Raw genomic sequence first — 25921 nt, forward strand, 5'->3', positions numbered from 1 at the left:
GAGCGTGAGGAAGTCTGTTATAATAACAGGATGATTGTGAAAGAAAGAGAAGTGAAAAGCATGTCAAAAACAGTTGTATTAGCTGAAAAACCTTCAGTCGGCCGGGACTTGGCCCGCGTGCTGAAGTGTCATAAAAAAGGAAACGGATATCTTGAAGGCGACCGCTACATCGTCACATGGGCGCTCGGACATCTGGTAACGCTCGCTGACCCTGAAGGATACGGCAAAGAATTTCAATCATGGCGGCTTGAGGATCTGCCGATTATTCCGGAGCCTTTGAAGCTCGTCGTCATTAAAAAAACAGGAAAACAGTTCAATGCGGTCAAAGCTCAGCTTGTCCGGAAAGACGTCACCCAGATCGTAATCGCTACAGACGCAGGACGGGAAGGGGAGCTTGTGGCCCGCTGGATTATCGAAAAGGCAAACGTCCGCAAACCGATTAAGCGGCTGTGGATTTCCTCTGTGACGGATAAGGCGATTAAAGAAGGATTTCAAAAGCTCCGCAGCGGCAAAGAGTACGAAAACCTGTATCATTCCGCCGTTGCCAGAGCGGAAGCGGATTGGATCGTCGGCATCAACGCGACCCGCGCCCTGACGACGAAATTTAACGCACAGCTGTCATGCGGACGCGTCCAGACTCCGACACTGGCGATGATCGCCAAGCGTGAAGCGGACATTCAGGCGTTCAAACCCGTTCCTTATTACGGTCTCCGTGCGGCGGCTGATCAGATGACGCTGACATGGCAGGATAAAAAAACAAAGCAGACAAGAACATTCGATCAGACGGTGACCGGCCGTTTGGCAAAAGATCTCCAAGGAAAGCCGGCGGTCATTTCAGAATTGAAAAAAACGGCGAAGAAAAGCTTCGCTCCCGGTCTTTACGACTTGACGGAATTGCAGCGGGACGCTCATAAGCGCTTCGGTTTCTCCGCAAAAGAGACGCTGTCCGTGCTTCAAAAGCTGTATGAACAGCATAAGCTTGTCACTTACCCGCGGACGGATTCCAGATTCCTTTCCGCAGACATCGTGCCGACTTTAAAAGACCGTTTAAACGGCATGGAAGTTAAGCCGTACGCACAGTACGTCAATCAAATACTGAAGCGGGGCGTCAAAGCGCATAAAGGATTCGTCAATGATGCGAAAGTATCGGATCACCATGCCATCATTCCGACAGAGGAGCCGCTGATCCTTTCAAGCCTCAGCGACAAAGAACGAAAGCTTTACGACCTGATTGCCAAACGTTTTCTCGCCGTGTTAATGCCGGCGTTCGAATACGAAGAAACAAAGGTCACAGCCGATATCGGCGGCGAAACATTTACCGCAAAAGGGAAAACGGTTCAATCGCCTGGCTGGAAAGCCGTGTATGATATGTACGAGGATGACGACGATCATGAGGAAGACAAAGACCAGACGCTCCCGGATCTTCAGCAGGGTCAGCGCCTCACTGTCTCATCATTGAAAGAAACGAGCGGACAGACGAAACCGCCGGCGCGCTTTAATGAAGGCACGCTGTTATCCGCGATGGAGAACCCAAGCGCCTTTATGCAGGGAGAAGAGAAGAACCTTGTGAAAACATTGGGTGAAACCGGCGGACTCGGAACAGTCGCCACCCGCGCTGATATCATTGAAAAACTGTTCAACAGTTTCTTGATCGAGAAAAAAGAAAAAGATATTTTCATTACGTCAAAAGGGAAGCAGCTCTTACAGCTCGTCCCGGAAGATTTAAAATCACCGGCCTTAACCGCTGAGTGGGAGCAAAAGCTCTCCGCCATCGCAGCGGGCAAACTGAAATCCGCCGTGTTCATTAAAGACATGAAAACATATGCGGGCAAAACGGTGAAGGAAATCAAAAACAGCAGCCAGACTTTCAGACATGACAACATTTCAGGCACCGCCTGCCCTGATTGCGGCAAAATGATGCTTAAAGTCAACGGCAAACGCGGCACGATGCTCGTATGTCAGGATCGTGAGTGCGGCAGCCGGAAAACGCTGGCAAGAAAAACAAACGCCCGCTGTCCGAACTGTCATAAGAAAATGGAGCTTCGCGGCCAGGGCGAAGGCCAAACCTTCGCATGTGTATGCGGCCACCGGGAGAAACTGTCCGTCTTTGAAAAGCGCAAGGCGAAAGATAAATCCGGACGCGCATCCAAGCGGGACATCAACTCTTATATGAAAAGCCAAAACAAAGAGGAGCCGATGAACAACGCGCTGGCAGAACAGCTGAAAAAACTCGGCCTGGATAAATAGATCAGAGAAAGGCAGCATTTGTAAAGAAATGCTGCCTTTTGTTGTGTTTTTAACTGTAATGGGAATACGATCCAGACGAAGAGGGAAAAGGTGAGCAGACGGCGCTCCCATTTAAAATTTCCCAATGTGAAAAAATGCTAGTATTCTTTTATCGTTTCCTATATAGTAAAAATACTTTGTGAAAAAATAAGATATGGGTCTAAAAAAGGGTTTATAAAATAGGAGGATAGACTGTGAAGCAATTCGTTTTTCGTCTGATGATCCTTTTGATTTCGATCGTTCTGACGGCGGGGTGCGCGGAGGCCGGCACTGAAAAACAGGCGGCGGCCGAACCGTCCGGACCGCTTCAGCCCGCAGAGCATTTTATTTATCATAAATTGATGAACGAGCGGGGGATGATCCGGACGAACATATCCGGTGAGCCGGAATATTTATCAGAGTCTCTCGGACTATGGATGGCATTTTTGCTGAACAGGAATGATGAACGGCAGTTTCAAGCGCAATATCAGCTTCTCACCGATTCGTTTCTGACGAAAAACGGGCTCGTGTCGTGGAAGATTGACGGGAATAAAGCGAGCGGCGCCAATGCCTTAATTGACGATTTCAGAATTATGAACTGTCTGAATGAGGCCGGAACCCTATGGGGAAACAGTGAATACGGGAAAACAGCGGTGCAGATCGGGAAGGCGCTGGAAAAATACAATACGAATGACGGGTATTTTACGGATTATTATGATGCCGCTTCAAATGCCGCGTCAAAGACCGTGACGTTGTCCTATGTCGACCCCGGCGCCTTACAGATGCTCAGAGAAAAGGGGATTATCGATGAGAAAACGGAAAACCGGAACCTTGATGTTCTCAATCTTGCGCCCTTGAAAAATGGTTTTTTGCCGAAATCGTTCAATACCGAAACTAAGGAATACAAATATGACAGCGAAGTCAATGTCATCGACCAGCTGTACGCCGCCGTGAATCTGAAGCGGGGCGATGGCAAAGCCGCTGTGCTGTCGAAATGGATGATAAAGGAATTTAAGACGCGCGGACAGCTGTACGGACGATACAGCGCAGACACGAAGGAGCGGGCGGTTCAATACGAATCACCGTCCGTTTACGCCCTGGCCGTTCTTTTTTTAGCAGAACAAAAAGCTGATCCGGCTGTCATCAAGCCGCTTTATGAAAGAATGACTTCATTTGAAACACTGGACACGCTGAAACCTGATTACGGCGGCTATATGAGCGGGGGCGATACACATTCTTTCGATAACCTGCTGCCGCTTCTGGCTGAAAGGAAATTGTTTAATGAAAATATCATTCAATGAATCACAAAAACTGTGCAGCTACACAGCAGTTATGCTGGTGCTGCTGTCTTTTTTTATTTACTATGCGTCTCAGCAATCCGCAGGGCTTCTGATAACCTGCATCACATTGCTTGTCACGGGAGCCGGCATATGGTTCGGGGCAATCTACGCGCTCGTCATCACCTTACTCGTCTTATTTGTTCTCGGCAGCCTGCTCCTGTGGTTTCAGACCGGGAGCTTTATGGCGTCTGCCGTTGCCGAAAGCCTGCAGGTGCTGGTCATTTGGGGGATTGCGCTGCTGCTCTTTTCTTACATAGCGGGAAGGATTCATGAGTTAGCGAAGGGGCTTGAGCGCTCAGTGAAACAGCTGCGTGAAGAGATTACGAGCTTTGTCGCCGTCGACAGGGTGACCGGCTTTGACAACCATCTGCGGATGAAGCTGGAGCTTTCTGAGGAGATCAAGCGGGCGGAACGCTACGGCAATTCCTTCGTCTTTTTGCTGCTGCACATGCATTATTTCAAGGAATTCAAATCCCTCTACGGAGAAAAAGAGACCGACCGCCTGCTGGCATTTATCAGCCGCCAAATCCGGTCAAGCGTTCGGGAAACAGACAAAAAATTCAGGCCGTCCGCCGAACGGTTCGGCATCGTGCTGACCCATACGCCTGAAGAACACATGCCGGCCGTTCTGGCGAAGCTGAAAAAGGAATTGGATACGTACCGGCTGCAAAACGGTAAATACGTCTCCATCACCTTCCGTGTATGTTACTTGGCGTACCGAAAGGATTTACAAACGGCCGAGCAATTTTTAAATGAACTGGAAAACGAGATGATGATGAATGAACTCTAAATGGATACGTCTCTTACTCTCGGCGCTCTTCATGATTTCGTCGGTTTATGTTCCCCATACGGCGGAAGCAAAAGACAAAAAGGACGGCATTCTCATTATTTATACAAGCACGGACGGCAAAGAAACCGCTGAGGTCAAAATGCTTGATCTGACCGCGGGCCATTTCTCATCCGCCGTCACCGTGAAAAGCGACGGAGACATCACAGCCGCGGACCTCAAAAAGAATCAGCGGGTCATCTATTACGGCGTCACGAAAAAAAAGCTCAGCACATCATTCGTGTCTCTGATCAGCAGCATGCCGCAGCAGCTTATCAGCATCGGCTATAACGCCGGACAGTTCCGCCAATTTGCGGGTTTGTCCCTGACAGAGAAAGAAACGGTATACCGCATTTACGGCAAAGAAGAAAAAACAGACATGCCGCTTGAAAAAGGGATGTCCGTGCTCGGCGTATCGGGAGTAAAAGGAAAGTCCCTTTATACATACCGGTCCGGTGACGGCAGCACCCGCCCTGTTATGTGGAAAACGGCGCGCTCTGACTATTATTTCGGTGTGACGAGCCTGTTAAATGATTCGTTTCTGACGGCGAAAGCGCTGCGCAGCGCATTCGGAGAATCAGCGGGCGGCACCCTCCTTTATTTACGGCTTGAAGACATCAGTCCGATGTCAGATGAAACATTGCTTTACGAAGCGGGCGCTTACCTGCATAAAAGACACATTCCGTTTATTCTGGCGGTCATTCCGGTCTATCTCAATCCGGAAAACGGAGAAAAAGTATACTTGGCGGACAAGCCGAAAATGGTCAGCGTCCTGAAAAAACTTCAGCAAATGGGCGGCAGCATCATTATTCACGGCTACACGCACGCATACCGATACAGCGAAACGGGAGAAGGCTTTGAATTTTGGGATGCCAAAGCGGATCAGCCGATCACGTCAGAAAATGCGGATGATACTCCGGTCAAGCTTGAAAAGGAACAGGATTTTCCGAATGAAAAAGCGTACCGGGCGTATGTGAAGCCTTTCCGTGAAAAAGAAAACATCTACACGAGAACGAAGCTGGAGCAGGCGATTGACGATCTGACAGAGCTCGGCCTTTACCCGCTGTCATTCGAAGCGCCGCACTATACGATGTCTGAAGAAGGCTACAAAATCGCATCTTCTTATTTCTCCAGCATATTCGGACAAGTGCAGCTCAGCGGCACGACGTGGAAAACCTCGGGCGCCCCTCCGTTCGTCTCAAAGCCGGCTATGCTGGACGGGATGACGCTGTACCCTGAAACAATCGGTTATGCCGATAACTCAAAAGAAAATCCGCTCGGAGATATGGAGAATCATATTTCGCAGATGATTGATTTCGGCGGCGGAGTGGCGGGCGGTTTCTACCATCCGTATCTCGGCATGAAGTACCTCCCCGAGCTCGTCAATCAGATGGAGCGGATTCCCGGCGGCGAGTGGCTCGATCTGAAGAAAACGAAGCAAACGGTAACGTCGGACAGCGTCAGGATCAAAACGGACGGAGACGGAACCATTCATGTGGAAAACAAGATTCATCCGATAACTGCCTTTTTCAATCACCATCAGCAGACGCCTCTGGAAAAAGCGCTTTGGATTCTCTCCGGCGTGGTGTTATTGTTTATCATCATGTTCGCCTGCTACGTCCTTTATTTGCGCGCCACATTAAAAAAACGAATCTTTAAGGAGAGAAGGAGCCTTGAGTAACATTCTGTTTTTTATCTCATTAAGTTTAATATGGGTGATGCTTCTCTATCACATGTTTCTGATGCAGGGCGGATTCAGGCATTATATGACCTTCGAACGGAACATTCCGAAATGGCGCGCAAAGATGGGGGAGCTCCCGAAGGTCAGCGTGCTCATTCCCGCGCATAACGAGGAGGTCGTCATCAGGCAGACGCTGAAGGCGATGGTGAACCTGTATTATCCGAAAGACAGGCTTGAGATCATCGTCGTTAATGATAATTCCTCCGACCGGACGGGAGACATCGTCAATGAATTTTCCCGTCAGTATGACTTCATTAAAATGGTCATCACAAAGCCCCCGAACGCCGGAAAAGGAAAATCTTCGGCGCTGAACTCAGGGTTCGCGGAATCGAACGGAGACGTGATCTGCGTGTATGATGCGGACAACACGCCGGAAAAAATGGCGGTGTACTACCTGGTTCTCGGTCTGATGAATGATGAGAAAGCGGGAGCGGTTGTCGGGAAATTCCGTGTCATCAACGCGGCCAAAACGATCCTGACGAAGTTTATCAATATTGAAACCATCTGCTTTCAGTGGATGGCGCAGGGCGGCAGATGGAAATGGTTCAAAATCGCCACCATCCCGGGAACGAACTTCGCGATCAGGCGGAGCATTATCGAACGGCTCGGCGGCTGGGATGATAAGGCGCTGGCGGAGGATACCGAGCTGACCATCCGCGTCTATAATCTCGGGTACCATATCCGCTTTTTCCCGGCGGCTGTGACATGGGAGCAGGAGCCTGAGACATGGAAGGTGTGGTGGCGTCAGCGGACAAGATGGGCGCGCGGCAACCAATACGTTGTTCTCAAGTTTTTATCCCAATTTTTCAAGCTGAAACGGAAGCGGATCATCTTCGATCTGTTTTATTTCTTTTTTACGTATTTTTTGTTTTTCTTCGGTGTGATCATGTCAAACACGATTTTTATTATCAATCTTTTTTACGACCTGCATCTGGCTGTCGGGTTTTTGGCGATGATTTTGTGGATACTGGCCTTTTTCCTGTTTATGACTGAGGTCATGATTACTTTAAGCATTGAAAAAACAGAAATGAACAAACAAAACTTCTTTATCGTATTTCTGATGTACTTTACATACTCCCAGGCTTGGATCGTGCTCGTCATCTGGTCATTATTCACAGAGATCAAGCACCGCTTGTTCAAGCAGGAAGTCAAGTGGTACAAAACGGAGCGATACAATCAAAATAAAAGCGGGTGACCTTTTTGAAAAAAGCGATCATATTGATAACTGGCCTTTTGCTATTGATGTATAACGGGCAGGCGGCCGCGGCCCGGGAACTGAAAACGGACGGTTCCGCCCTCGGAACAAGCGCCGGCGCAAAAGAGCAGCAGGCGCTGACTGGCGATCTGATGACACTGTACGGGGCGAAAGACAGCGCAGAGCTGACCTATCAGATTCCTGCGGGAGCTTCGAATGCCGATCAGTCGCTTCTGATTGATTACGAGGCGTCAAACTTATTAATTGCCCCGTCTTCTTTAACGATCGCCATTGATGATGAACCCGTCAAATCCATAAAGCTTGACGGCAGTTCCAAGCGGAAAACGGTGAAGCTCAACCTCAGCAAAAGCCAATCCGCCCAAGGCTATCACAATGTATCATTACGATTTTACGGCGTATTAAAAGAGGGCGTCTGCGTCAGGCAGGATACGTCAGGCAACTGGATAAAAATTTACCCGGACAGCCGCCTTGTGCTTTCAGAAGCAAGCAAGTCAAAGGGAGCGGATCTCGGCCATTTCCCGTATCCGTTTGCCCAATCAGGCAATACGGGTGAAGAAACCGATATTATCCTTCCTGACAAACCGACCTCGGCGGAAGCTGAAGCCGCAGTCAAAACAGAAGCATTTCTGAAAACGGCAGACAGCAGGCTGAAGGTATCCTATGTAAAAGAATCCGACGCCGGCAAAATCAGCAATCCGTCAATTGTCATCGGCGCTGATCAGCATTGGAACGGGAAAATAAAAGAGCTTTTCGAACGGGGGAACATCAAAGCGGAAGACAACAAACTTCTTCTCGCTGAACGGGTTCTGACATCAGGGGACAAACGGCAGCCCGTCCTGTTTGTCACGGCGCAATCAGACAAAACGCTGGCGGATAAAATCCGCGTCATCACAGACAGCGCGTATTCAAGCCAGCTGGGCGGAGATACTTTGACAATCGGCCGCCTTCAGCCTGCTGCGGAAAAGACAGGCAATAAACTGACACTAGAGGACTTCGGCGCGGGAAATGTAACGGTCGGATCAAACAAAACGGCGTCAGAGCACTTCTTTTACCCTGCCGCGGCCGCTGTTGATAAAGACGGTAAGGTCAAGCTTTCACTTACATTAAAAACGTCGGAATCGATCCGGACGAAGGCGGATTCAGCAAATGACGCCGAGAGAGCGGAGCTGAACGTCATGGTCAACGGACAGCCGAATGCGGTGCGTCTTGATGATCTCGGCAATAAAGATAAAGACGGCTTTTACCACGTCTCAATCCCGATTGATCCGAAGCTTTTGCGAAGCAGCAGGTACATTGATCTGCAATTTGTCACATCAGGTTTGAAACATAACAATCCGTGTATCGACCGTGACGAAAACAAATGGGTCTATATTGATAAAAGCAGCACGCTGACGTATCCGGTAAGCGATGCGGCGCAGAAAGCTGATTTCGGGCAATGGCCGCTCCCGTTTGCGGGCGGCGGGAAAGAGAAAACAGTGATCGTCATCCCGGATGGCGTAAACATACAGACACTGAAAGAACTTTCTCTGGTGGCGGATTCATTCGGAAACGGCTTTACCGTAAAGACGGCATCAGACATGAAGGAAGCGGATGCCAAAGGCCGGAATGTTGTGTTTATCGGAGGCCTGCCGCAAATTCCGCTTTTGAAATCAAACGCCTCTAAGCTTCTCGTGCCGTCAGACCGCAGCGGAGCTTACGATGTTTCTTCGTTTCAGATGCTGAATGAGACGACGAAACAAGTCGCGTTTACCCAGGAATCACCTTGGGACGCCGGCCGGAGCATCGCTGTTTTTGCTCCGTTATCAGGAAGCGGCGCGTCTGTCACAAAAGAGCTGATCAGCTTTTTAGACAGCACAAGCGATGCCGCAACCGTCATTAACGAAACAGCCGGCCGGCAGCTGTTTTCGAATCATCAGCAAATCAAGTCCGATGACAGCAGTCCATCGGCTGATACGAAGAGCCGGTCCGCAGCACTGAACGTTACGTATATTGCTGTTTTCGCGGCGCTTATTGTCATTGCGGCCGGTCTGATCTGGCTGACGGCAAGAAGGAAAAAAAGAAAAACGGATCATGAAAAAAGCGAAGAGTAATGAAGGTAAAAGAGGCCGTTAACAGGCCTCTTTTTTTGTATTTTTATTTCCATTTTTGGCGGTGATTTTTTTATTTTTGAAACAGCATAAAAGCCCCTTTACAACTGAACGGGACGGGAGTATGATCTCTTTTATAATCTATATCGCTTAATCTGTAATCAGAGCGGGGGAACCAATTTGCGGCGGATGCCGCTTGGGGTGAATCCTTTTTCAGGTAGGGCCAACTCTCATCAGCCCGAATCCGACAGCTAACCTCGTAAGCGTTCATGAGAGGAGATGAATGAAACCTGTGCACGATTATGGCGCAGGGGCATCCGTTTGCCTCTGTGTCTTTTTGCTGTGCTGAAATAAGGCATGCAATCAGCATTCGGAGACATCATAGCAGTAAGGGTTTGTAAATCAAACGGAAAATGAAAAAAAGGGGAAGACAACAAATGTACCATTCAATCAAAAGATTTTTGATTGGGAAACCGCTGAAATCACAGGCGGCCGGAGAGCAAAAACTCACGAAACTCAAGGCGCTCGCCATGCTTTCTTCAGACGCGCTATCATCAGTTGCTTACGGAACGGAACAGATTCTGATCATTTTGGCTGCGGTAAGCGCGGCCGCGTTTTGGTATTCCATTCCGATCGCAGCGGGTGTTCTCATTTTGCTGCTTGCTTTGATTCTGTCCTACAGACAGATTATTTACGCTTATCCGCAAGGCGGAGGCGCTTATATGGTTTCTAAAGAAAATCTTGGTGAGAAGCCCGGCCTGATTGCGGGCGGCTCATTGCTTGTTGATTATATTCTGACGGTGGCGGTAAGCATTTCTGCCGGAACTGACGCCATTACATCGGCATTTCCGGCTTTGCACCCGCATCATTTGCTCATTGCTGTTTTGCTTGTGATTCTGATTATGATTTTAAATTTGAGAGGACTGTCAGAGTCGGCGTCCATTTTGGCGTATCCCGTCTATCTGTTTGTGGCGGCGCTTGTCCTTTTGATCGTCGTCGGGCTGTTTAAGCTCATGACGGGCCAGGTTCATCCGGCCGAGCATACACCAATCGGCACGCCCGTGGCGGGCATCACGCTGTTTTTGCTGCTGAAGGCCTTTTCTTCAGGGTGTTCGGCGCTGACCGGTGTTGAAGCCATTTCAAACGCGATCCCGGCCTTTAAAAATCCTCCGGCAAAAAACGCGGCCCGCACTTTGGCCATGATGGGGATTCTGCTGGCGATCTTATTTACGGGGATTACGGTGCTGGCGTACGGCTACGGCACGGGTCCGAAGCCTAACGAGACCGTTATTTCACAAATCGCCGCGGAAACTTTCGGACGGCATACGGTGTATTATTTCATTCAAGGCGTTACATCATTGATTCTCGTGCTTGCGGCGAATACGGGCTTTTCCGCATTTCCGCAGCTGGCGTTTAATTTAGCGCGCGATCAGTATATGCCGAGAATGTTTACGGTCCGAGGCGACCGGTTAGGATTTTCAAACGGAATCATCTTTCTCGGTATCGCGTCCATCCTGCTCATTCTTTTATTCGGCGGCCGCACGGAACATTTAATTCCGCTTTATGCCGTCGGCGTGTTCATTCCGTTTACGCTGTCGCAGACGGGAATGTGCATCAAGTGGATCAGGCAGAAGCCGAAGGGCTGGGCGGTAAAAATGCTGATTAACTCATGCGGCGCCGCCATTTCATTTATGGTGCTGTGTATTTTATTCGCGACGAAGTTCAATCTTGTCTGGCCGGTGCTGTTATTCATGCCTGCTGTCGTCATGCTGTTTTTCGTCATTAAAAATCACTACACCGCGGTCAGCGAACAGCTGCGGGTCGTTGATCAGCAGCCTGAGGAAATCAAGGGAACCGTCGTCATCGTGCCTGTCGCCGGTGTCACCACCGTCGTCCAAAAATCGATTCAGTATGCGAAATCATTATCGGATCAGGTCATTGCGGTTCATGTTTCCTTTGACAGAGAAAACGAAAAAAAGGTGGAAAAGCGCTGGGAAGAACTTCATAACGGCGTCCGCCTCGTCACCCTGCATTCCTCATACCGCAGTCTGGTGCATCCGTTTGATAAGTTTTTAGAAACGGTCGAACAGAAAGCGAAAAAAGAACAGTTCTCCGTGATGGTGCTGTTTCCGCAATTCATCACGAAAAAACGCTGGCAGACCATCCTTCACAACCAATCAGCCTTCTTGCTCCGCGTCCGGCTGTTTTGGAAGAAGGACATCATCGTCGCCACCCTGCCGTATCATTTTAAAAAGTAACGGGAAAGACCGCAGGCTAAAATGCCGCGGTCTTTTTTGTAAAGGAGGACGACATGGCACAAGGCGCTTTTGTCATCATACAAAATGACGGGCGGGACATATTGCTCGTAAAACGAAAAGACGTTCCACTATGGGATTTGCCCGGGGGCAGGATTGAAGAAGGTGAAACACCTGAAGCCGCAGCCGTCAGAGAGGCCTTCGAAGAAACCGGGTATAACGTGACCATCCTGCAAAAAGCCGGTGAGTATGAAAGGCCGGCATTTGAAGATACACAAAATGTATTCATCGGAGCCATTACCGGAGGAACACCGCTGATGAACGGGCCGGAAACCGCCGCTTTACGCTGGTTTTCCCCAAACCGGCTGCCGCTGTTCATGGTGCCGAACAGAAAACGGCAAATAAAAGACGGACTCAATGGGGCGGCAAATCGTAAGGCAGTCCTTAAGGACAGAAATCTGTTATCCATCCTTGATCTGCTAAGAAAAAAGCTGAGAGTATAGCCCGTGTTTCAACCCGTATGAAAAAGGGGATGAATACAGGTAAAAGGAGGATGCAGTATGCCAAGTAAAACAGCAGGACACGTAATGACGGAGCTGCTTGAACAATGGGGAGTCGGTCATATATACGGCATTCCCGGAGACAGCATTAATGAATTTATCGAAGAACTGAGACATGAACGGAATAACCTGACATTCATCCAAACCCGGCACGAAGAAGTCGCAGCCCTGGCTGCCGCGGCTGAGGCAAAACTGACCGGGCAGATCGGTGTCTGCCTTTCAATCGCAGGACCGGGGGCCGTTCATCTGCTGAACGGTTTATACGACGCCAAAGCGGACGGCGTTCCGGTGCTGGCGATTGCGGGACAGGTGGCTTCCGATGAAATCGGCCGTGACAGCTTTCAGGAAATCAAATTAGAGCAAATGTTTGAGGACGTGGCGGTATTCAACCAGCAAGTACATACGGCAGAAGCGCTGCCCGATCTTCTGAATCAGGCGATCCGCACGGCTTACAGCAAAAAAGGCGTTGCCGTTTTAACCGTTTCTGATGATTTATTCGCGCAAAAAATCAAATGGGAGCCGGTTTACACATCGCCGATATACCTCAAAGCTGATATAGAGCCGAAAAAAGAACATCTCGTGACATGCGCGCAATATATTAACAACGCAAAAAAACCGGTCATTCTTGCCGGCCAAGGGTTAAAATCAGCAAAAGAGGAGCTGCTCGCATTCGCCGATAAAGCGGCCGCTCCGATTGTCATTACCCTTCCGGCAAAAGGCGTCGTGCCTGACAGCCATCCCCACTTTCTCGGGAATCTCGGGCAAATCGGCACAAAGCCCGCCTACGAAGCAATGGAGGAATGCGATCTGCTGATCATGCTCGGCACATCGTTCCCATACAGGGATTATCTCCCGGATGATACGCCCGCCATTCAGCTTGATTCGGATCCGGCGAAAATCGGGAAGCGCTATCCCGTCAATGCGGGAATCGTCAGTGATGCGGCTCTGGGGCTGAAAGAGCTGACGGAATACATTGAATATAAAGAAGACAGAAGATTTTTGGACGCCTGCACCGAGCACATGAAGCATTGGTGGAAGGAAATCGAAAAGGATGAAACCGAAGCGACTCATCCGCTCAAGCCGCAGCAGGTCATTGCCCGGCTTCAGGATGCGGCCGCAGAGGACGCCGTCCTGTCAGTGGATGTCGGAACGGTTACGGTGTGGATGGCCCGCCATTTTAAAATGAAGAAGCAGGACTTTATCGTCTCAAGCTGGCTCGCCACGATGGGATGCGGGCTTCCGGGAGCGATTGCCGCAAGCCTTGCCGAACCTGAGCGGCAGTCCATCGCCATTTGCGGAGACGGCGGATTTTCAATGGTGATGCAGGATCTGCCGACAGCTGTTAAATATAAACTACCGATTACGGTTGTCATATTAAACAACGAAAATTTAGGCATGATTGAATATGAACAGCGGGTCAAAGGCAACATTGACTACGTCACCCAGCTGCAAAATATGGATTACGCCGCCTTTGCAGAAAGCTGCGGAGCAAAAGGCATCAAAGTGACGAAACACGAGGAATTGGCTCCTGCTTTTCATGAAGCGCTCAACTCAAATGAGCCGGTCGTCATCGACGCCGTCATCGGCGACGAGCCGCCGCTTCCGGGAAAAATCACTTACGGCCAAGCGAAGGGCTTCAGCAAATACATGCTGAAAAACTTCTTTGAAAACCAAAAAATCGAAATGCCGTCACTCAAGAAAAGCTTAAAACGGCTGTTTTAAAAAATAAAAATAAACAGGCAGTATGCCTGTTTATTTTTTAGTTATTTACCCAGATAAGCCATAGTAAAAGCCCGGCTTTTTATTTTAGTTTTTACTTCAATAAGGTCATCCCGGGTTATATGGAATAGGTCAGCCAATTTCCAACGGAGCCACCCATCTTTTCATAGAATTTTGTGCACGGTAATTATCAGATGCAGTTATCCACGACATATGCGCATACCCGTTTTCTTTTGTAAATGTTTCGCATCTTTTAAACAGTTCTTTGGCTGCTCCTGTACCTCTTGCTTTTTCTATCACGAATAAATCATTCATTACTGTTATTTTATCTGCTTTCGTCGTACTAAAACTAAAATATAATGTTGCAAAGCCAATAAGTTTCCCATCTTGTTCAGCAACGAATTGAATACCCCTGTTCTTCTCAAATAACATTTCAATCAAATGATGTATCTTTTCAATCGGTGGCTTAGGTCTTTTATAAAAATCCACGATATATAAATACATTAAATCGGTCAATTGTTTTACATCATAGTGTTCTGCGCTTCTGATTATCATATGTTTCCCTCCTCACTTTTTTTCTGATTTTTATTATTTAAAACTTACACAAATATTTGAAATTATTCTATTTTTTTAAATGGTTTATGAATGGGGCTGTAAGTTTGAATTGATGGGTATTACGGCCGAAGACAGCAAATGCGATAAAACGGTTCCGGTTTATGTATGGCCTGTCTGTTGATGGTGTGTACGGGCCGAAAACTAAAGGGAAAATGTTGTCTCTTCTGAAATACATGAAACGGCCTTTTAGTAGGGCTGTCAGGCTGTCGAGAAAATCTCGACAGCTTTTTTGAATTTTAACAACACGATATATGAACGAATCCAAAGGGAAGCATCCTATATATATTGTATCGCGGAACTAGTGAAATCCAACCCTTCCTCTTAAATTGAAGACGCCAGATAAGGCGTTTTTTCGTAATATCTTTTATAGCCGTCACTAAAACGTTTTTATAACCTTCTGATCTGAAAATTGATGGCCAATCATTTTCGACTGGCTTACAGAGTTGTTTTGGATGACAATTCCAGTATTTAAACCTCCGGATCCAAACACTGTTTTTGAAGCGGTTATAGGGGTGATGGTTAACGCGCCGCCGACATTGATAACTCCATTTCCTGTTAAGTTATTAATTTTAATAGGGGAATCCATCATATTCTGCTGTCTCCTTTCACTTTAAACTACTAACTATATGTATGCTGTTATTTTTAATAGGATTAAACAACGCGGTAAAGTTTCATGCTGTAAAAGTAATGTGCTTTCTTTATAAGAAGCTCTGGTGGTTATATCATCCATGACATTAACGTTGGATATACAGACAAAGGGCTGGAAAGTGAACTGGTATATTGGAAGGGAAACAGCCGAAAAAACAAGAAACAAATAAAGCTTGACGGAGAACTTGGATCAGCAATCGTCGCTAAAAATAAAATTTATGTCATTTCAAGTGATGAAGAAAGTATGTCCATCCTTTCAATTAACCCAGAGACAAATAAGCAAGAGAACAAGGCATCCATACCGAATAAAGGGATATACTTCATGGATGAAAAGGATGCATTCCAAGCTCTAGATGAAAATACATTTGTACTGGCAGTTAATGATAACGTGAATGAGAAAGAGAATTCTAAGCTCATATTAATAGACAGAGAGACTCTTAAGGTAAAAAAAGAAGTCGAGATGGAGAAAGGGTTTCATCCTGCAAAATTGAAAATATTAAAAGATAGCATCTTAGCTGTTTCTTTTGAGGGGAAGCTGCAGGTGTTTGATAAAAAAATGGTTAAGAAAAAATCTTTTGATTTTTATGCTGGGGATGATAGGGTATTTCATCTTTAAAAAAGTATGGACTATGGTTGTCGTCGTATTGATCCTGTCATTGATATTTATGTTTGTTGTAATAGGGGCAGAGCCAACATTTTTAATTTGGGTGTTTATCATGACGGGAGCCTGCCTTATCTCCGGTTCAATCACTAAGACTATAATGAATTTTACAAAGCGAAAATATTAAATGGAATAATCAAGAGTGTACACCAAAACCATAATCCCAAAAATCCCGCGACGAAAATTGCGGGATTTTTTCGTTTCTGTTTATTGTAGGAAAAGTTATAATATTACAAAAATAGTGATTAGAGGGAGGGGTAAGTGTGGACCAAGTTTTACCGTCGTCCCAAGTTGGTGTCAAGATCAATGAATGGTACAAAATGATTCGCCAGTTCAGTGTGCCTGATGCTGAGATTTTAAAGGCTGAAGTAGAACAGGAAATAGAGGAGATGGAAGAGGATCAGGATTTGCTTGTTTTTTATTCATTGATGTGCTTTCGTCACCAATTGATGTTAGATTCCTTGGAGCCGGAAGACAGATATCGAGATCGCCCCACAGTCGACGAACTACTTGAAAAAATAGAAAAGCCGCAAAAAAGACTTACAGGCCTCTTGAAGTATTACTCATTATTTTTTCGTGGAATGTATGAATTTGATCATAAAGAGTATGTTGAAGCGATAGGCTATTATCGCAAAGCAGAGAGAGAGTTGAGTGCTGTATCAGATGAAATGGAGCAAGCTGAATTTCATTACAAAATAGCTGATGCCTATTATCAAATTGATCAGCACTTTGTTTCCCTCAATCATTTAAAAAAAGCCAAGCAATTGTTTGAAAAAAGTCAATTATACAAAGTGAAAGTGATTGGCTGTAATATGATGGTCGGTGCTAACATGTACGATATGTACAGGCTGACGGAGGCAGAATCATATTATCGGGAAGCATTAAGTATCGCCCGTGGGTTGGAAGAGGAAAAAGTGAAAAGAATTATCGGAGTGATTTTTCATAACTTAGGTTTAGTTTATTTAAGAGGGAAAAATTTAATTGCTGCTGAAGAGAATTTCAAAAAGGCAATAGACGTGAAAGAACATATTGATACAGTGTATGGTGTGAGATCATTATATATGATGGCAAATGTCCTGTACCAATGTGATAAAGCAAAGGAAGCGCGTTTCTTTTATGAAACGGCTTTAAATCGTGCTCGGACTTCTAATGAAGAGGAATATTTGGCTAAATTAAAAATCATTAATTCATTGTACGAAGAATATAATGAAACAGAAGTGAAACAAAGCTTAGGTTACTTGGAAGAGAAACGCCTTTGGTCTGATTTCGCAGAGCTAACCGAAAAATTAGGTGACTTTCATTTTGAAAAGAGAAACTATGCAGAGGGAAGAAACTTTTTAAAGAAAACCATACATGCCCAAACACAAATACTTAAGGTTACGGAGGCTATATCATGAAGAAACTTATAATCAGCTCCGCTTTAATTGGTATTCTTTTTACTGGATTATTAAGTGTAACAAATGTTTATACTGCTGAAATGAGTGATTCTGGAACTTTCCACATCGCTGAAAAAGCTATAAATATTTAAGTGTTCTCCAATTTTTGACCTCCATCTTTTAAGACTGGGGGATTTCTTTTTCTTATCCAGTAATCAACTGCGTTCACCTTTCCGTTTTGCTGTGAAGTGTTTTCTTGAACGATGCATGCATGAGAAAGACGCCGTCCATTTTTAAGCCTTTCTTCAATCATTCAAGGAAAAACAAAGGAGCTATCGAGAAGATCTCGACAGCTTGATAAACAGGCAGCATGCCTGTTTATTTTTTTGTTTGTTGAGCGACTTGGCTTGCATATAGCCGTCCTAAACGGAAACGGAGATTGTGAAAAGCCACGGCTGGCGAGCGATGGCTGATCAAAAAACTTATGAAGGACCAGTGCAATTCATCTCAAGAACAGCCAGAGAGCGGTCACAACAGCGATCATAAAGTAATCTCCCTCATTCAGTGTAGTTCCATTTTTGACAAACACACGTGCCGTCCGGTTTGTCTTTGTCCCTTTCGGGGTTTTAAGCGCAATGTTCTTCCCTATATTGTAATAAACAATTTTAAACAAATAATATGCCAGCGAACAGAGTAAAAAGAGCAACATGAACTTGCCAATAAACAATATCATGTTTCATTACTCCCTTTTGCAGTTTTTTCGTTTGAATATATGACGGAAAAGTCAGGATGTTATATAAAAGGAGAAGTATTTTACAGAGGCTGGTGTTAAAGATTAATGAACGGTTCGCCGCAACATCCCCAGATCCGGAATCATTTCAAAACGAAAGAGAAGCCCGAGGATTATTAAAAAACAGTCGCTAATTTGTCCGCTTTTTTTTGAACATTTGATCTAAGATGAACATAAAGAGGGTGAATAAGAAGGACACCGTAATCATGTCTATCAGAAATATATTAGAGGTTCTTTTTATTAATAGCAGCCATACCACCTGCAAAACTAAAGAAATAGAAAAATAGGATATATATGTCATGATTCTCATATTTGTTACCCCCTTAGCCTAATTTCTCTTTTGTGATCTTATCCAAATTAGTGAAAAGGATATCCAATCCCGAAAATAAGAAAGTGATGAACAATGAAAGAAGAATTTCTCCACCTTGAAATATAGATATGTTCTCAATGATATGATTGGAAACGTATTGGATTGAGAAGTAAACAGCAGCCCATGCAAAAATGAATTCAAGGATATAGGCTGACCAAGCAGGCAATGTCAAAACATGAGTCATTCCTTTTACAATTGCCGTAAGGATTAGCATATAAACTAAAGCTAAAATACTTACGACGACAGAAAATATGTATAAGTCTGAAAGTGAACCATAGATGATATATTCTCCGAAAAAATGATTTACAGTTATAGCTGCAAAATACATAACTAGGCTAGGTACAGTTATAGCGAAGAACAGGGAGAATCCAATAAGTACGATGAATGCTGCATGAGCTAAGCGGTTTGGCGGTGTATCCACGATCTCTTTTTTTAATAGAATCATAAAAATAAGAGATGAAATCACAAGGCAGCATAAGAAAGTGAGCAAAACAGTAAAAAAGACAGTCATTTTGACATCTCCAATGAAAAAGTGCTATTAGAGTGAATCTAACAGCACTTTGCATTACTTCATACGTATTTTCCTGATGATCATTTATGAATGATTTTAAAATGCTTTCATTGCTAAAGTTGTCAAATGAGCGAGGTTTTTAGCCTGGCTGTCAGAAAGTCCGGACTTTTTAAGTGAAAGATAAAGATTCTTTTCCACGTCAGTCCAGCTTAAGGCGACATACTCGTTCAGCATTTTCTTTAAAACCGGTTCGATGTGTTCATTGAAAACGGACTCGAGTTCATTTCTTATTTTCTTTCCTGCTAATTTTTCAACAAGATTGAATAATTTTGTTTTATTTTTCAGCACTTCTCTGATTACATCTTTGACTGGTTTTGACACAGACGCATCGCTTTGTGCTTTAAGTCCGTAGGAAAATTGCGTATCAGTCTGATAAAAAAATGATTTGGTCGTTCCAGTGGCATTGGCAGTATTATTATGATTTTCTTTAGCTAAGGATGCGGGGACAAAAGTAGTAGTTACAAGGGCTAAAGATGCGGCAAACAGAATGCCTTTAGCTGCGTGTCTAATGGGAAATCCTCCTTTAGAAATGTAGTGTAGAGAGAAATGAAAGACTATGTATTTAGGCGGGACCGATATGATCCGCTTTGAACATTTTCCCCTCTCAGATACCATTCTATCAATAGGTATTTTTGGGGTAAATAGGATTTTTATACAGTATTTTTCTTATAATTCAAAATCTTCTTTAGCAGGATTCATTTTGGCTGCAGTTTCGATGAGATGGGACATGGGCTGGAGCCTATATAACACATGTACAGGCTGATTGAGGCGGAATCACATTATCGGAGCGGTTTTATAATTTAGGGTTAATGAATAAAAATAAACAGGCGGCATGCCTGTTTATTTTCGTTTGCGTGAAAGAGCGAAGAAAAACGGGAAGGCGGAGCCGGCCAATAACGTACCGAATAAAAACATGCCCCCGATGAACACATGATAGTTCACCCCGCCGATCCAAAGCCCCGTGATTAAGGAAACGATGCTTAATGCGATCATCAAAAAGCCGGGAATCAGACGTTTCTTACCCGTTGTCCGATAAGCAATAAGAGAACAGAAGATGCCGATGACAATCGGCACAATCCACAGATAAAAAAGGATAAATACTGACATAAGCAAAACTCCGATTTTTCTTCTATCATACCAAAAACGCCCGGAAAAAGATACGAACGGCACCCGGCGTCAAAAGAAAAACCGGCCGCTATGGTCGGTTTTTTCTAACGGAATGAATCGTAGATCACAAACAGATTAAGCGCGATCACCAAAACCGCAATCAGCCAGGCGAGAGCCGTCACCCATTTTCGGTTCGTCAGGGCGCCCATCAGGCGTTTGTTGCTTGTAAACATAATCAGCGGCACGAGCGCAAAGGAGATGCCGAATGAAAGAACGACCTGGCTCCATACGAGCGCTTCTGTGGCGTTGACCCCCGAGATAATGATGATCATCGGCGGAATGATGGTAATGAAACGCCGCAAATAAAGCGGGATACGGTAACGGATGAAGCCCTGCATGATAATATCGCCTGACAATGTGCCGACAGAAGAGCTTGAAAGCCCTGCGGCCAGCAGCCCGATCCCGAAGAGAACGGCTGAAGCCGGTCCGATATAGTGGCCGAATTGCTGATAAGCCACGTCTAAATCTTCTACATACAGCCCGTTCTTGAAGAAAAGCGCGGCAGCGACGATGAGCATGCTTGCGTTAATCGCCCCGGCGATCACCATCGCGATGAGAATGTCAATCGTCTCGAATCTAAAAATCTTTTTCCGCTCACTATCCGTTTTTCCGACGACACGGCGCTGTGTCAGTGCGGAATGTAAGTAAATGGCATGCGGCATCACGGTTGCGCCGAGTATCCCGGTTGCCAAGAGCACACTGTCCATTCCGTCAATTTTCGGGATAAACAGCCCCTCGAGAACGGAGGCGGCGTCAGGTTTGGCAAAGAAGGTTTGCAGAGCGAAGGCGATCACCACGACGAACAGAAGTCCGGCAATGCCCGCTTCCAGCGCCCGGTAACCCCGGCGCTGCAGCTCTAAAATCGCGAATGATCCGATCGCCGCGATAATGGCCGCTTCAACCATCGGTATGCCGAACAGCAGGTTGAGTCCGAGCGCCGCCCCGATAAATTCTGCCAGATCAGTTGCCATAATCACCAGTTCACCCTGTATCCACAGCCCGGCTGATACCCATTTCGGATACCGGTCTCTGGCGATTTCCGGAAGGTTTTTACCCGTGGCAATGCCGAGCTTCGCGGAAAGAACTTGAATTAAAAAAGCCATCAAGTTTGAAAAGAGGATGACCCACAGCAGCATATACCCATACTTCGAACCAGCTGAGATATTCGTAGCGAAGTTTCCCGGATCAATGTAGGCAATCGCCGCGATAAAGGCGGGGCCTAAAAAAGGCAGAAGCCGCTTGAATCCCTTGCTTTTGCCGTCAAGTGCATCCTGCACGGCTTTTGCTTGCAGTGATTGTGCTGAGATGTCTTTGCTCATTATGTCTCACCTAAATTCCGATAGATTTTTAGCTAAATAACAAAAAGTTTCCTAGATGCAAATTATTTTATCTACATCATAAATCCGCTATTATGAGATGTCAAGTTCTTTATGTTCAATAAACCGACACATTGATGCCCTGTTTTATCTATGATATGTATCCCGCCGAAGAAAGGTCCGAAAATGAAAACGACATCGTTCCGGGAAAGAAGCGATGCCGTTCGCAAAGCGTGTTTCCGCGTCCGATCATGCGCGGATGCGTTGAGCGTTCTTTTAAAAAGGTGAAAAGAGGACACTTGCCCATATCACTTCACAACGTTCTGTCCGCCCAACTGATTTGAGAAAAAGACGCTGTATTTCCTCCGTTTTCCCGGGTAAATAGAATAATAATGTTTCTTTCCATTGGAAGATAAAACCTCTCTGTACCATTCAAATGACCTCCGGAAAAACTCCGGCCGCTCTGAATAAACGTTTGAATCAACGATATATCAGTGATTCCAGTCCAATAAACCGCTGTTATCTATCAAAAAAAGAATCGGCATGGTCACTTGCGAAGAAAAGAAGTTGGAGCATTAGACTTATTTCAGTCTCCCGGGCGAAAAAGTATAATAACGTCAGGAAAGCTTTCCGGCCATATGATAAAAGAGGGGGAATTTTCTTGGTACGTCGTTTGTCGATCATTTCTTTAGCCATGATTTTTGCTGTTTCTTTATTCGCTTTTGGCGGCTCTGCATCAGCAGCAGCTTTCAAACCTAAAGCTGAACCGGACGTTTCCATTTTAGCCAGCGGGGGCACAGTCGGTATTTACGGTGCTAATATGCGCTCATGCTCTAAGGTCAGCTGTTCAACGATCACAACATTCTCAAGCGGTAAAAAAATTACAGGTTCTTGGGTAACCGGAGAATATGTTCAAGGCCACTACACCAATTCTAATAAATGGCTGAAAGTCACGTATGCAGGAGCGACAGGCTACGTTTCAGTCACCACGCTATCTTATTATTACGGTTTATAATCAGAAAAACCTCGTTCTCTTGAGAGCGGGGTTTTTCCTTTATTCCGATTCAATTTCCGCGTTTCGTTTCATCATCGTGTTTCATCAGCTGATCGATTTCTTCCTTAGAAGCGTTTTTTTTCCACTCTTTCGCCTGACTTGTCGCAATGGGAATGGCCCGTCCTTCTTCATAACCCTCATCTACCATCGCATTCGCGATTTCGATCGCTTTTTTCTTCACAGGTTCCTCGAGATTCTTCAATGATTGCGGATAATCCTTCATAGACCAAGGCATGTCTATCACTCCTTTATGAAAAGTGTTTCCCGCCTGAAGAAAAAGAAAACCGCCTCATCAAAAAGAATGACAGCTATTTTTACGAGAGACCAGCAATTTCCGAATAAAATATAAAGGATAAAGAAGCAAGTACAGATTGAATGCCCACCACATAAGATCAAAATCACCGATAAATACCCAAAAGGCAATCGCTTGCAGGCCTGAACAAAAGGTCAGTACAAGTGATATTAATGCGAAAGGGCGCCATAACGCATGTTTCCGTTTATAAAGAAACAAGCTGTACAGCCCGGTTATCGAAATGAAAATATCTAAGGGAAAGAATGACCAGTTCCAGGCCATGATCATGGCGTTATCATAATCTTTAAACACCATATTTTTTGGAATCCACTCAAAAAAAGTAACAATCCAATAAACGATAAATCCAATATCTGTAATGAGGAAGAGAACCTTTAACCCTTTCATCATCTGTTTCTGTCCGTATGAACGCTGATGCCGTTTGATGACGTTTCACTTTCAGAAATAAAGTTTAAGGAAACGACACCGATGATGATCAGAAGAACAGAGACAGCTTTTATGACAGAGAACTGTTCATGAAAGAAAAAAATTCCGATCACCGAAATCAGCACGATCCCCATTCCAGACCAGACCGCATACGCGATGGAGACACTTATATATTTCAAAGTCAAAGTAAGAAAACAAAGGCTGCCGATATAAAACAATAATAATAAAATACTTGGGACAAGTTTTGTAAATCCATTTGATAATTTCATGCTGACCGTACCCAATACTTCAAAAATGATCGCTAAACTTAAATAAATCCATTGCATTCAACATTCTCCTTCAATCGTATTACTCAAAATTATACAATATACAGAATTTGAAGAAAATTAAACAATGGGATGTTTTCCGGATAAAAAATCCGTCCGGGTGTAAAAAGAAAACGCCATAAAGGTATACTATGAACAAAGAAATCAGAAAGGACGTGCAGGACGGGTGACAGAAGAGCGGACAGACCTGGAAAGACAACTGAGAGACATTCAAAAATGGGAAAAGGCGCAGCAGAGGGTGATGTTCTGGCAAACATTCACCCGCTTGCCGTTTCAGCTTTTGGACAAGCTGACACCGCAATTTATTCAGAGGAAAATCGGACTCATTCTCGATGAAACGGGAACGTTTATTCAGTCAGGCGGACAGTACCTTACATCAGAAAAGCGCATCATGAAAAAGTTTCAAAAACGGCTGCCGCACGGTACATGTCAAACGCTTCACGACATCCGCAATGCGCCGCTTGCCGTCATGGACGAAATCGCAGAAGCCATAGCGCGTACAAGCGTAAAGGCCGCGACGGTGCAGGGAGCCGCAACGGGAGTCGGCGGCGTATTCACGCTGGCGGCAGACATTCCGGCGATGCTCGGCCTGTCCTTAAAGACGCTGCAGGATATCGCGGTTGCTTACGGCTTTGATCCGAAAGACAAAAAAGAACGCGTGTTTATCGTCAAATTGCTCCAGCTTGCATCCAGTGACGTCATCGGAAAAAAAGCGATCCTGCAAGATTTACGGCAATATGATCAAAACGACCGCGCCTATCAGCGCGTCGCCTCGCAAATCCAAGGCTGGCGGGAAGTCGTTTACAGCTACCGCGATACGTTCGCCGCGAAAAAACTGCTGCAAATGGTTCCGGCCGCAGGCATCATCTTCGGCGCGTCCGCCAACCGTTCAGCTTTAGAAAGCATCGCGGAAACAGGCATCATGCTCTATAAAAAACGCCGGATTCTAAAACGCATGAAGGATACAGAATGATAAAAAACCACCCGAAAACACATTCAATGTGTTTTCTTTGTTTAGCAGTTCTGAAATCGGGAAACCAACAACCAACACCAATTAAAGGAGGAATTCAAAAATGGCACAAGATAATAACAAAATGAGCAGAGAAGAAGCAGGTAAAAAAGGCGGAGAAGCAACAAGCAATAACCATGACAAAGAATTCTATCAGGAAATTGGTCAAAAAGGCGGAGAAGCAACAAGCAAAAATCACGACAAAGAATTCTATCAGGAAATCGGTGAAAAAGGCGGAGAAGCAACAAGCAAAAATCACGACAAAGAATTCTATCAGGAAATCGGTGAAAAAGGCGGAGAAGCAACAAGCAATAACCATGACAAGGAATTCTATCAAGAAATCGGCCAAAAAGGCGGAGAAGCCACAAGTAAAAATCATGACAAAGATTTTTATAAGGAAATCGGCCAAAAAGGCGGAAACAGACGAAGCAGCTAATAAAAGCATAAAAGGCAGACAACCTGCAGATCAAAAGCGATCCGGCGCATCAGCTGGATCGCTTTTTATTTTGGGAAAATCTTGATCTGAGCCGCCGTTGCGATACAATAAAATGAAAAAGGGGTTTTTCACTCGTGTCTGATATGCTTAATTTGCTCGCTATCGCCAATAAAGTCAAAGAAAAACACGACAATTTTTCAATCGCGGAGATCAATGACCACTGTGTGCGCCTTGCAGTGTTTACGGGAGAATATGACTGGCACCATCACCCTGACTCAGATGAATGGTTCATCGTTCTGGAAGGTGAGCTGCTGATCGATTTTAAGGACAAAGAAACCGCAGTGCTCAAAGCAAATGACAGCCTGCTCATCCCGAAAGGCACGATTCACCGCACCCGCTCTTACGTCAGAACCGTGAATCTCTGTGTTGAGCATACGCATGCGAAAACAGTCATCACAGAGGAACGTCATGCTGATCAAAAAGATTGTATGTGAAACAGACGCTGCAAACGCTGAAGCATTTGCGCAAGCACAGTCAAGGTGGGGAGCATTATCATGTGTAAATGGCTTCGTCAAACAGGCCGGCGGGTGGCGGAAAAACGCAGACGGCCTGTTCATCGCAGAGATCATCAGCGTTTGGGAGAACAGACAGGCCTATGATGATTTTATGGAGAACGAACATGACCGCATATACGAAGAAAACGAGCAGAAGGCTGCGATTCTTTCAATAGAAGTGATGCTGTATGAAGAGGATGAACCTGTCATTCACGAGCTGTTACATCACCCGGACATCCGATACGAACCGGACTGGACGGTTCAGAAGGCATAATGAAAGCCC

The 25921-nt window shown here is 45.5% G+C and carries 26 protein-coding genes, 3 pseudogenes and 1 riboswitch; of the genes and pseudogenes, 19 read left to right on the forward strand and 10 right to left on the reverse strand.

Features of this window, described 5'->3' with window-relative positions; all coding sequences use genetic code 11:
- Nucleotides 1-60: 60 nt before the first annotated feature.
- The 9 genes from ACKTRM_RS02240 to ACKTRM_RS02280 all read left to right on the forward strand — a co-directional run bounded on the left by ACKTRM_RS02240 (nt 61) and on the right by ACKTRM_RS02280 (nt 14012).
- Nucleotides 61-2247: a DNA topoisomerase III gene (locus ACKTRM_RS02240; RefSeq protein WP_012116832.1), complete on the forward strand. Its 2187-nt coding sequence runs from the start codon at nt 61-63 to the stop codon at nt 2245-2247.
- A gap of 233 nt (nt 2248-2480) precedes the next feature.
- Nucleotides 2481-3566 (forward strand): hypothetical protein, encoded by a 1086-nt coding sequence (locus tag ACKTRM_RS02245; RefSeq protein ID WP_012116833.1) that lies wholly within the window; start codon nt 2481-2483, stop codon nt 3564-3566.
- A complete protein-coding gene (locus ACKTRM_RS02250; protein ID WP_012116834.1) occupies nt 3547-4395 on the forward strand; it encodes a diguanylate cyclase domain-containing protein in 849 nt (282 codons plus the stop codon). Before ACKTRM_RS02245 ends, ACKTRM_RS02250 begins: the two co-directional genes overlap by 20 nt.
- Complete coding sequence (locus ACKTRM_RS02255; protein WP_012116835.1) at nt 4385-6112, forward strand: DUF2334 domain-containing protein; 1728 nt, start codon at nt 4385-4387, stop codon at nt 6110-6112. Before ACKTRM_RS02250 ends, ACKTRM_RS02255 begins: the two co-directional genes overlap by 11 nt.
- Entirely contained in the window at nt 6105-7367 is a 1263-nt protein-coding gene (locus tag ACKTRM_RS02260; RefSeq protein WP_007410185.1) for a glycosyltransferase family 2 protein, read from the forward strand. Before ACKTRM_RS02255 ends, ACKTRM_RS02260 begins: the two co-directional genes overlap by 8 nt.
- Before the next feature lie 5 nt (nt 7368-7372).
- Nucleotides 7373-9478: a cellulose biosynthesis cyclic di-GMP-binding regulatory protein BcsB gene (locus ACKTRM_RS02265; protein ID WP_012116836.1), complete on the forward strand. Its 2106-nt coding sequence runs from the start codon at nt 7373-7375 to the stop codon at nt 9476-9478.
- Nucleotides 9479-9612: 134 nt separating this feature from the next.
- Nucleotides 9613-9756: riboswitch (cyclic di-AMP (ydaO/yuaA leader) on the forward strand.
- Between the two features lie 156 nt (nt 9757-9912).
- A complete protein-coding gene (locus ACKTRM_RS02270) occupies nt 9913-11733 on the forward strand; it encodes an APC family permease (protein WP_012116837.1) in 1821 nt (606 codons plus the stop codon).
- A gap of 53 nt (nt 11734-11786) precedes the next feature.
- On the forward strand, nt 11787-12233 hold the full coding sequence (locus tag ACKTRM_RS02275; protein ID WP_012116838.1) for an NUDIX hydrolase: 447 nt from the start codon (nt 11787-11789) through the stop codon (nt 12231-12233).
- 57 nt (nt 12234-12290) lie between these two features.
- Nucleotides 12291-14012 carry a pyruvate oxidase gene (locus ACKTRM_RS02280; protein WP_012116839.1) on the forward strand — a complete coding sequence of 574 codons (1722 nt, stop codon included), beginning with the start codon at nt 12291-12293 and terminating at the stop codon, nt 14010-14012.
- A 115-nt stretch (nt 14013-14127) separates the two neighbouring features.
- Here ACKTRM_RS02280 and ACKTRM_RS02285 read toward each other — a convergent pair.
- Nucleotides 14128-14564: pseudogene (locus tag ACKTRM_RS02285) on the reverse strand (N-acetyltransferase family protein).
- Nucleotides 14565-14672: 108 nt separating this feature from the next.
- Between ACKTRM_RS02285 and ACKTRM_RS02290 the strand changes: the two are divergent.
- Nucleotides 14673-14794: pseudogene (locus ACKTRM_RS02290) on the forward strand (peptidoglycan-binding domain-containing protein); the annotation flags it as partial.
- Nucleotides 14795-15000: 206 nt separating this feature from the next.
- Here the strand turns inward: ACKTRM_RS02290 and ACKTRM_RS02295 are convergent.
- Nucleotides 15001-15213: a spore germination protein gene (locus tag ACKTRM_RS02295; protein WP_012116841.1), complete on the reverse strand. Its 213-nt coding sequence runs from the start codon at nt 15211-15213 to the stop codon at nt 15001-15003.
- 381 nt (nt 15214-15594) lie between these two features.
- On the opposite strand from ACKTRM_RS02295, the gene ACKTRM_RS02300 reads away from it, so the two are divergent.
- The 4 genes from ACKTRM_RS02300 to ACKTRM_RS02315 all read left to right on the forward strand — a co-directional run bounded on the left by ACKTRM_RS02300 (nt 15595) and on the right by ACKTRM_RS02315 (nt 17461).
- A complete protein-coding gene (locus ACKTRM_RS02300; RefSeq protein ID WP_023356715.1) occupies nt 15595-15888 on the forward strand; it encodes a hypothetical protein in 294 nt (97 codons plus the stop codon).
- Nucleotides 15857-16060: a DUF2651 family protein gene (locus ACKTRM_RS02305; RefSeq protein ID WP_077411029.1), complete on the forward strand. Its 204-nt coding sequence runs from the start codon at nt 15857-15859 to the stop codon at nt 16058-16060. Before ACKTRM_RS02300 ends, ACKTRM_RS02305 begins: the two co-directional genes overlap by 32 nt.
- Before the next feature lie 136 nt (nt 16061-16196).
- Nucleotides 16197-17330, forward strand: coding sequence for a Rap family tetratricopeptide repeat protein (locus tag ACKTRM_RS02310; RefSeq protein WP_012116843.1), 1134 nt, complete (start codon nt 16197-16199; stop codon nt 17328-17330).
- Nucleotides 17327-17461, forward strand: a complete 135-nt coding sequence (locus ACKTRM_RS02315) for a hypothetical protein (RefSeq protein ID WP_007609509.1) — start codon at nt 17327-17329, stop codon at nt 17459-17461. The genes ACKTRM_RS02310 and ACKTRM_RS02315 overlap by 4 nt, the downstream gene beginning before the upstream one ends.
- 350 nt (nt 17462-17811) lie before the next feature.
- Here the strand turns inward: ACKTRM_RS02315 and ACKTRM_RS02320 are convergent, their stop codons facing one another.
- The 5 genes from ACKTRM_RS02320 to ACKTRM_RS02340 all read right to left on the reverse strand — a co-directional run bounded on the left by ACKTRM_RS02320 (nt 17812) and on the right by ACKTRM_RS02340 (nt 21529).
- Nucleotides 17812-18042, reverse strand: a complete 231-nt coding sequence (locus tag ACKTRM_RS02320) for a hypothetical protein (protein WP_012116845.1) — start codon at nt 18040-18042, stop codon at nt 17812-17814.
- Nucleotides 18043-18422: 380 nt separating this feature from the next.
- Nucleotides 18423-18980 carry a hypothetical protein gene (locus tag ACKTRM_RS02325; protein ID WP_012116846.1) on the reverse strand — a complete coding sequence of 186 codons (558 nt, stop codon included), beginning with the start codon at nt 18978-18980 and terminating at the stop codon, nt 18423-18425.
- 96 nt (nt 18981-19076) lie between these two features.
- Nucleotides 19077-19655, reverse strand: coding sequence for a hypothetical protein (locus ACKTRM_RS02330; protein ID WP_012116847.1), 579 nt, complete (start codon nt 19653-19655; stop codon nt 19077-19079).
- A 225-nt stretch (nt 19656-19880) separates the two neighbouring features.
- Nucleotides 19881-20147, reverse strand: coding sequence for a hypothetical protein (locus tag ACKTRM_RS02335; RefSeq protein WP_012116848.1), 267 nt, complete (start codon nt 20145-20147; stop codon nt 19881-19883).
- Nucleotides 20148-20251: 104 nt separating this feature from the next.
- Entirely contained in the window at nt 20252-21529 is a 1278-nt protein-coding gene (locus tag ACKTRM_RS02340; protein WP_123912783.1) for an Nramp family divalent metal transporter, read from the reverse strand.
- A 655-nt stretch (nt 21530-22184) separates the two neighbouring features.
- On the opposite strand from ACKTRM_RS02340, the gene ACKTRM_RS02345 reads away from it, so the two are divergent.
- Nucleotides 22185-22538 (forward strand): hypothetical protein, encoded by a 354-nt coding sequence (locus ACKTRM_RS02345; RefSeq protein WP_007410203.1) that lies wholly within the window; start codon nt 22185-22187, stop codon nt 22536-22538.
- Between the two features lie 58 nt (nt 22539-22596).
- On the opposite strand, the pseudogene ACKTRM_RS02350 reads toward ACKTRM_RS02345, so the two are convergent.
- From ACKTRM_RS02350 to ACKTRM_RS02360, 3 genes and pseudogenes are all read right to left on the reverse strand, one after another.
- Nucleotides 22597-22812 (reverse strand): annotated as a pseudogene (locus tag ACKTRM_RS02350) (DUF2188 domain-containing protein); the annotation flags it as partial.
- A 57-nt stretch (nt 22813-22869) separates the two neighbouring features.
- Entirely contained in the window at nt 22870-23277 is a 408-nt protein-coding gene (locus ACKTRM_RS02355; RefSeq protein WP_012116851.1) for a DUF5360 family protein, read from the reverse strand.
- Complete coding sequence (locus tag ACKTRM_RS02360) at nt 23274-23639, reverse strand: DMT family transporter (protein WP_007410206.1); 366 nt, start codon at nt 23637-23639, stop codon at nt 23274-23276. Before ACKTRM_RS02360 ends, ACKTRM_RS02355 begins: the two co-directional genes overlap by 4 nt.
- 166 nt (nt 23640-23805) lie before the next feature.
- On the opposite strand from ACKTRM_RS02360, the gene ACKTRM_RS02365 reads away from it, so the two are divergent.
- The 4 genes from ACKTRM_RS02365 to ACKTRM_RS02380 all read left to right on the forward strand — a co-directional run bounded on the left by ACKTRM_RS02365 (nt 23806) and on the right by ACKTRM_RS02380 (nt 25912).
- Nucleotides 23806-24612, forward strand: a complete 807-nt coding sequence (locus tag ACKTRM_RS02365; RefSeq protein WP_012116852.1) for an EcsC family protein — start codon at nt 23806-23808, stop codon at nt 24610-24612.
- Nucleotides 24613-24712: 100 nt separating this feature from the next.
- Nucleotides 24713-25084: a glucose starvation-inducible protein GsiB gene (gene gsiB / locus ACKTRM_RS02370; protein WP_012116853.1), complete on the forward strand. Its 372-nt coding sequence runs from the start codon at nt 24713-24715 to the stop codon at nt 25082-25084.
- A gap of 134 nt (nt 25085-25218) precedes the next feature.
- Nucleotides 25219-25578: a cupin domain-containing protein gene (locus ACKTRM_RS02375; protein WP_012116854.1), complete on the forward strand. Its 360-nt coding sequence runs from the start codon at nt 25219-25221 to the stop codon at nt 25576-25578.
- Complete coding sequence (locus ACKTRM_RS02380) at nt 25553-25912, forward strand: DUF4937 domain-containing protein (RefSeq protein ID WP_012116855.1); 360 nt, start codon at nt 25553-25555, stop codon at nt 25910-25912. Before ACKTRM_RS02375 ends, ACKTRM_RS02380 begins: the two co-directional genes overlap by 26 nt.
- Nucleotides 25913-25921: the final 9 nt, after the last annotated feature.

The sequence above is a fragment of the Bacillus sp. D7-8 genome, assembly GCF_052055895.1.
Lineage (GTDB): Bacteria > Bacillota > Bacilli > Bacillales > Bacillaceae > Bacillus > Bacillus velezensis.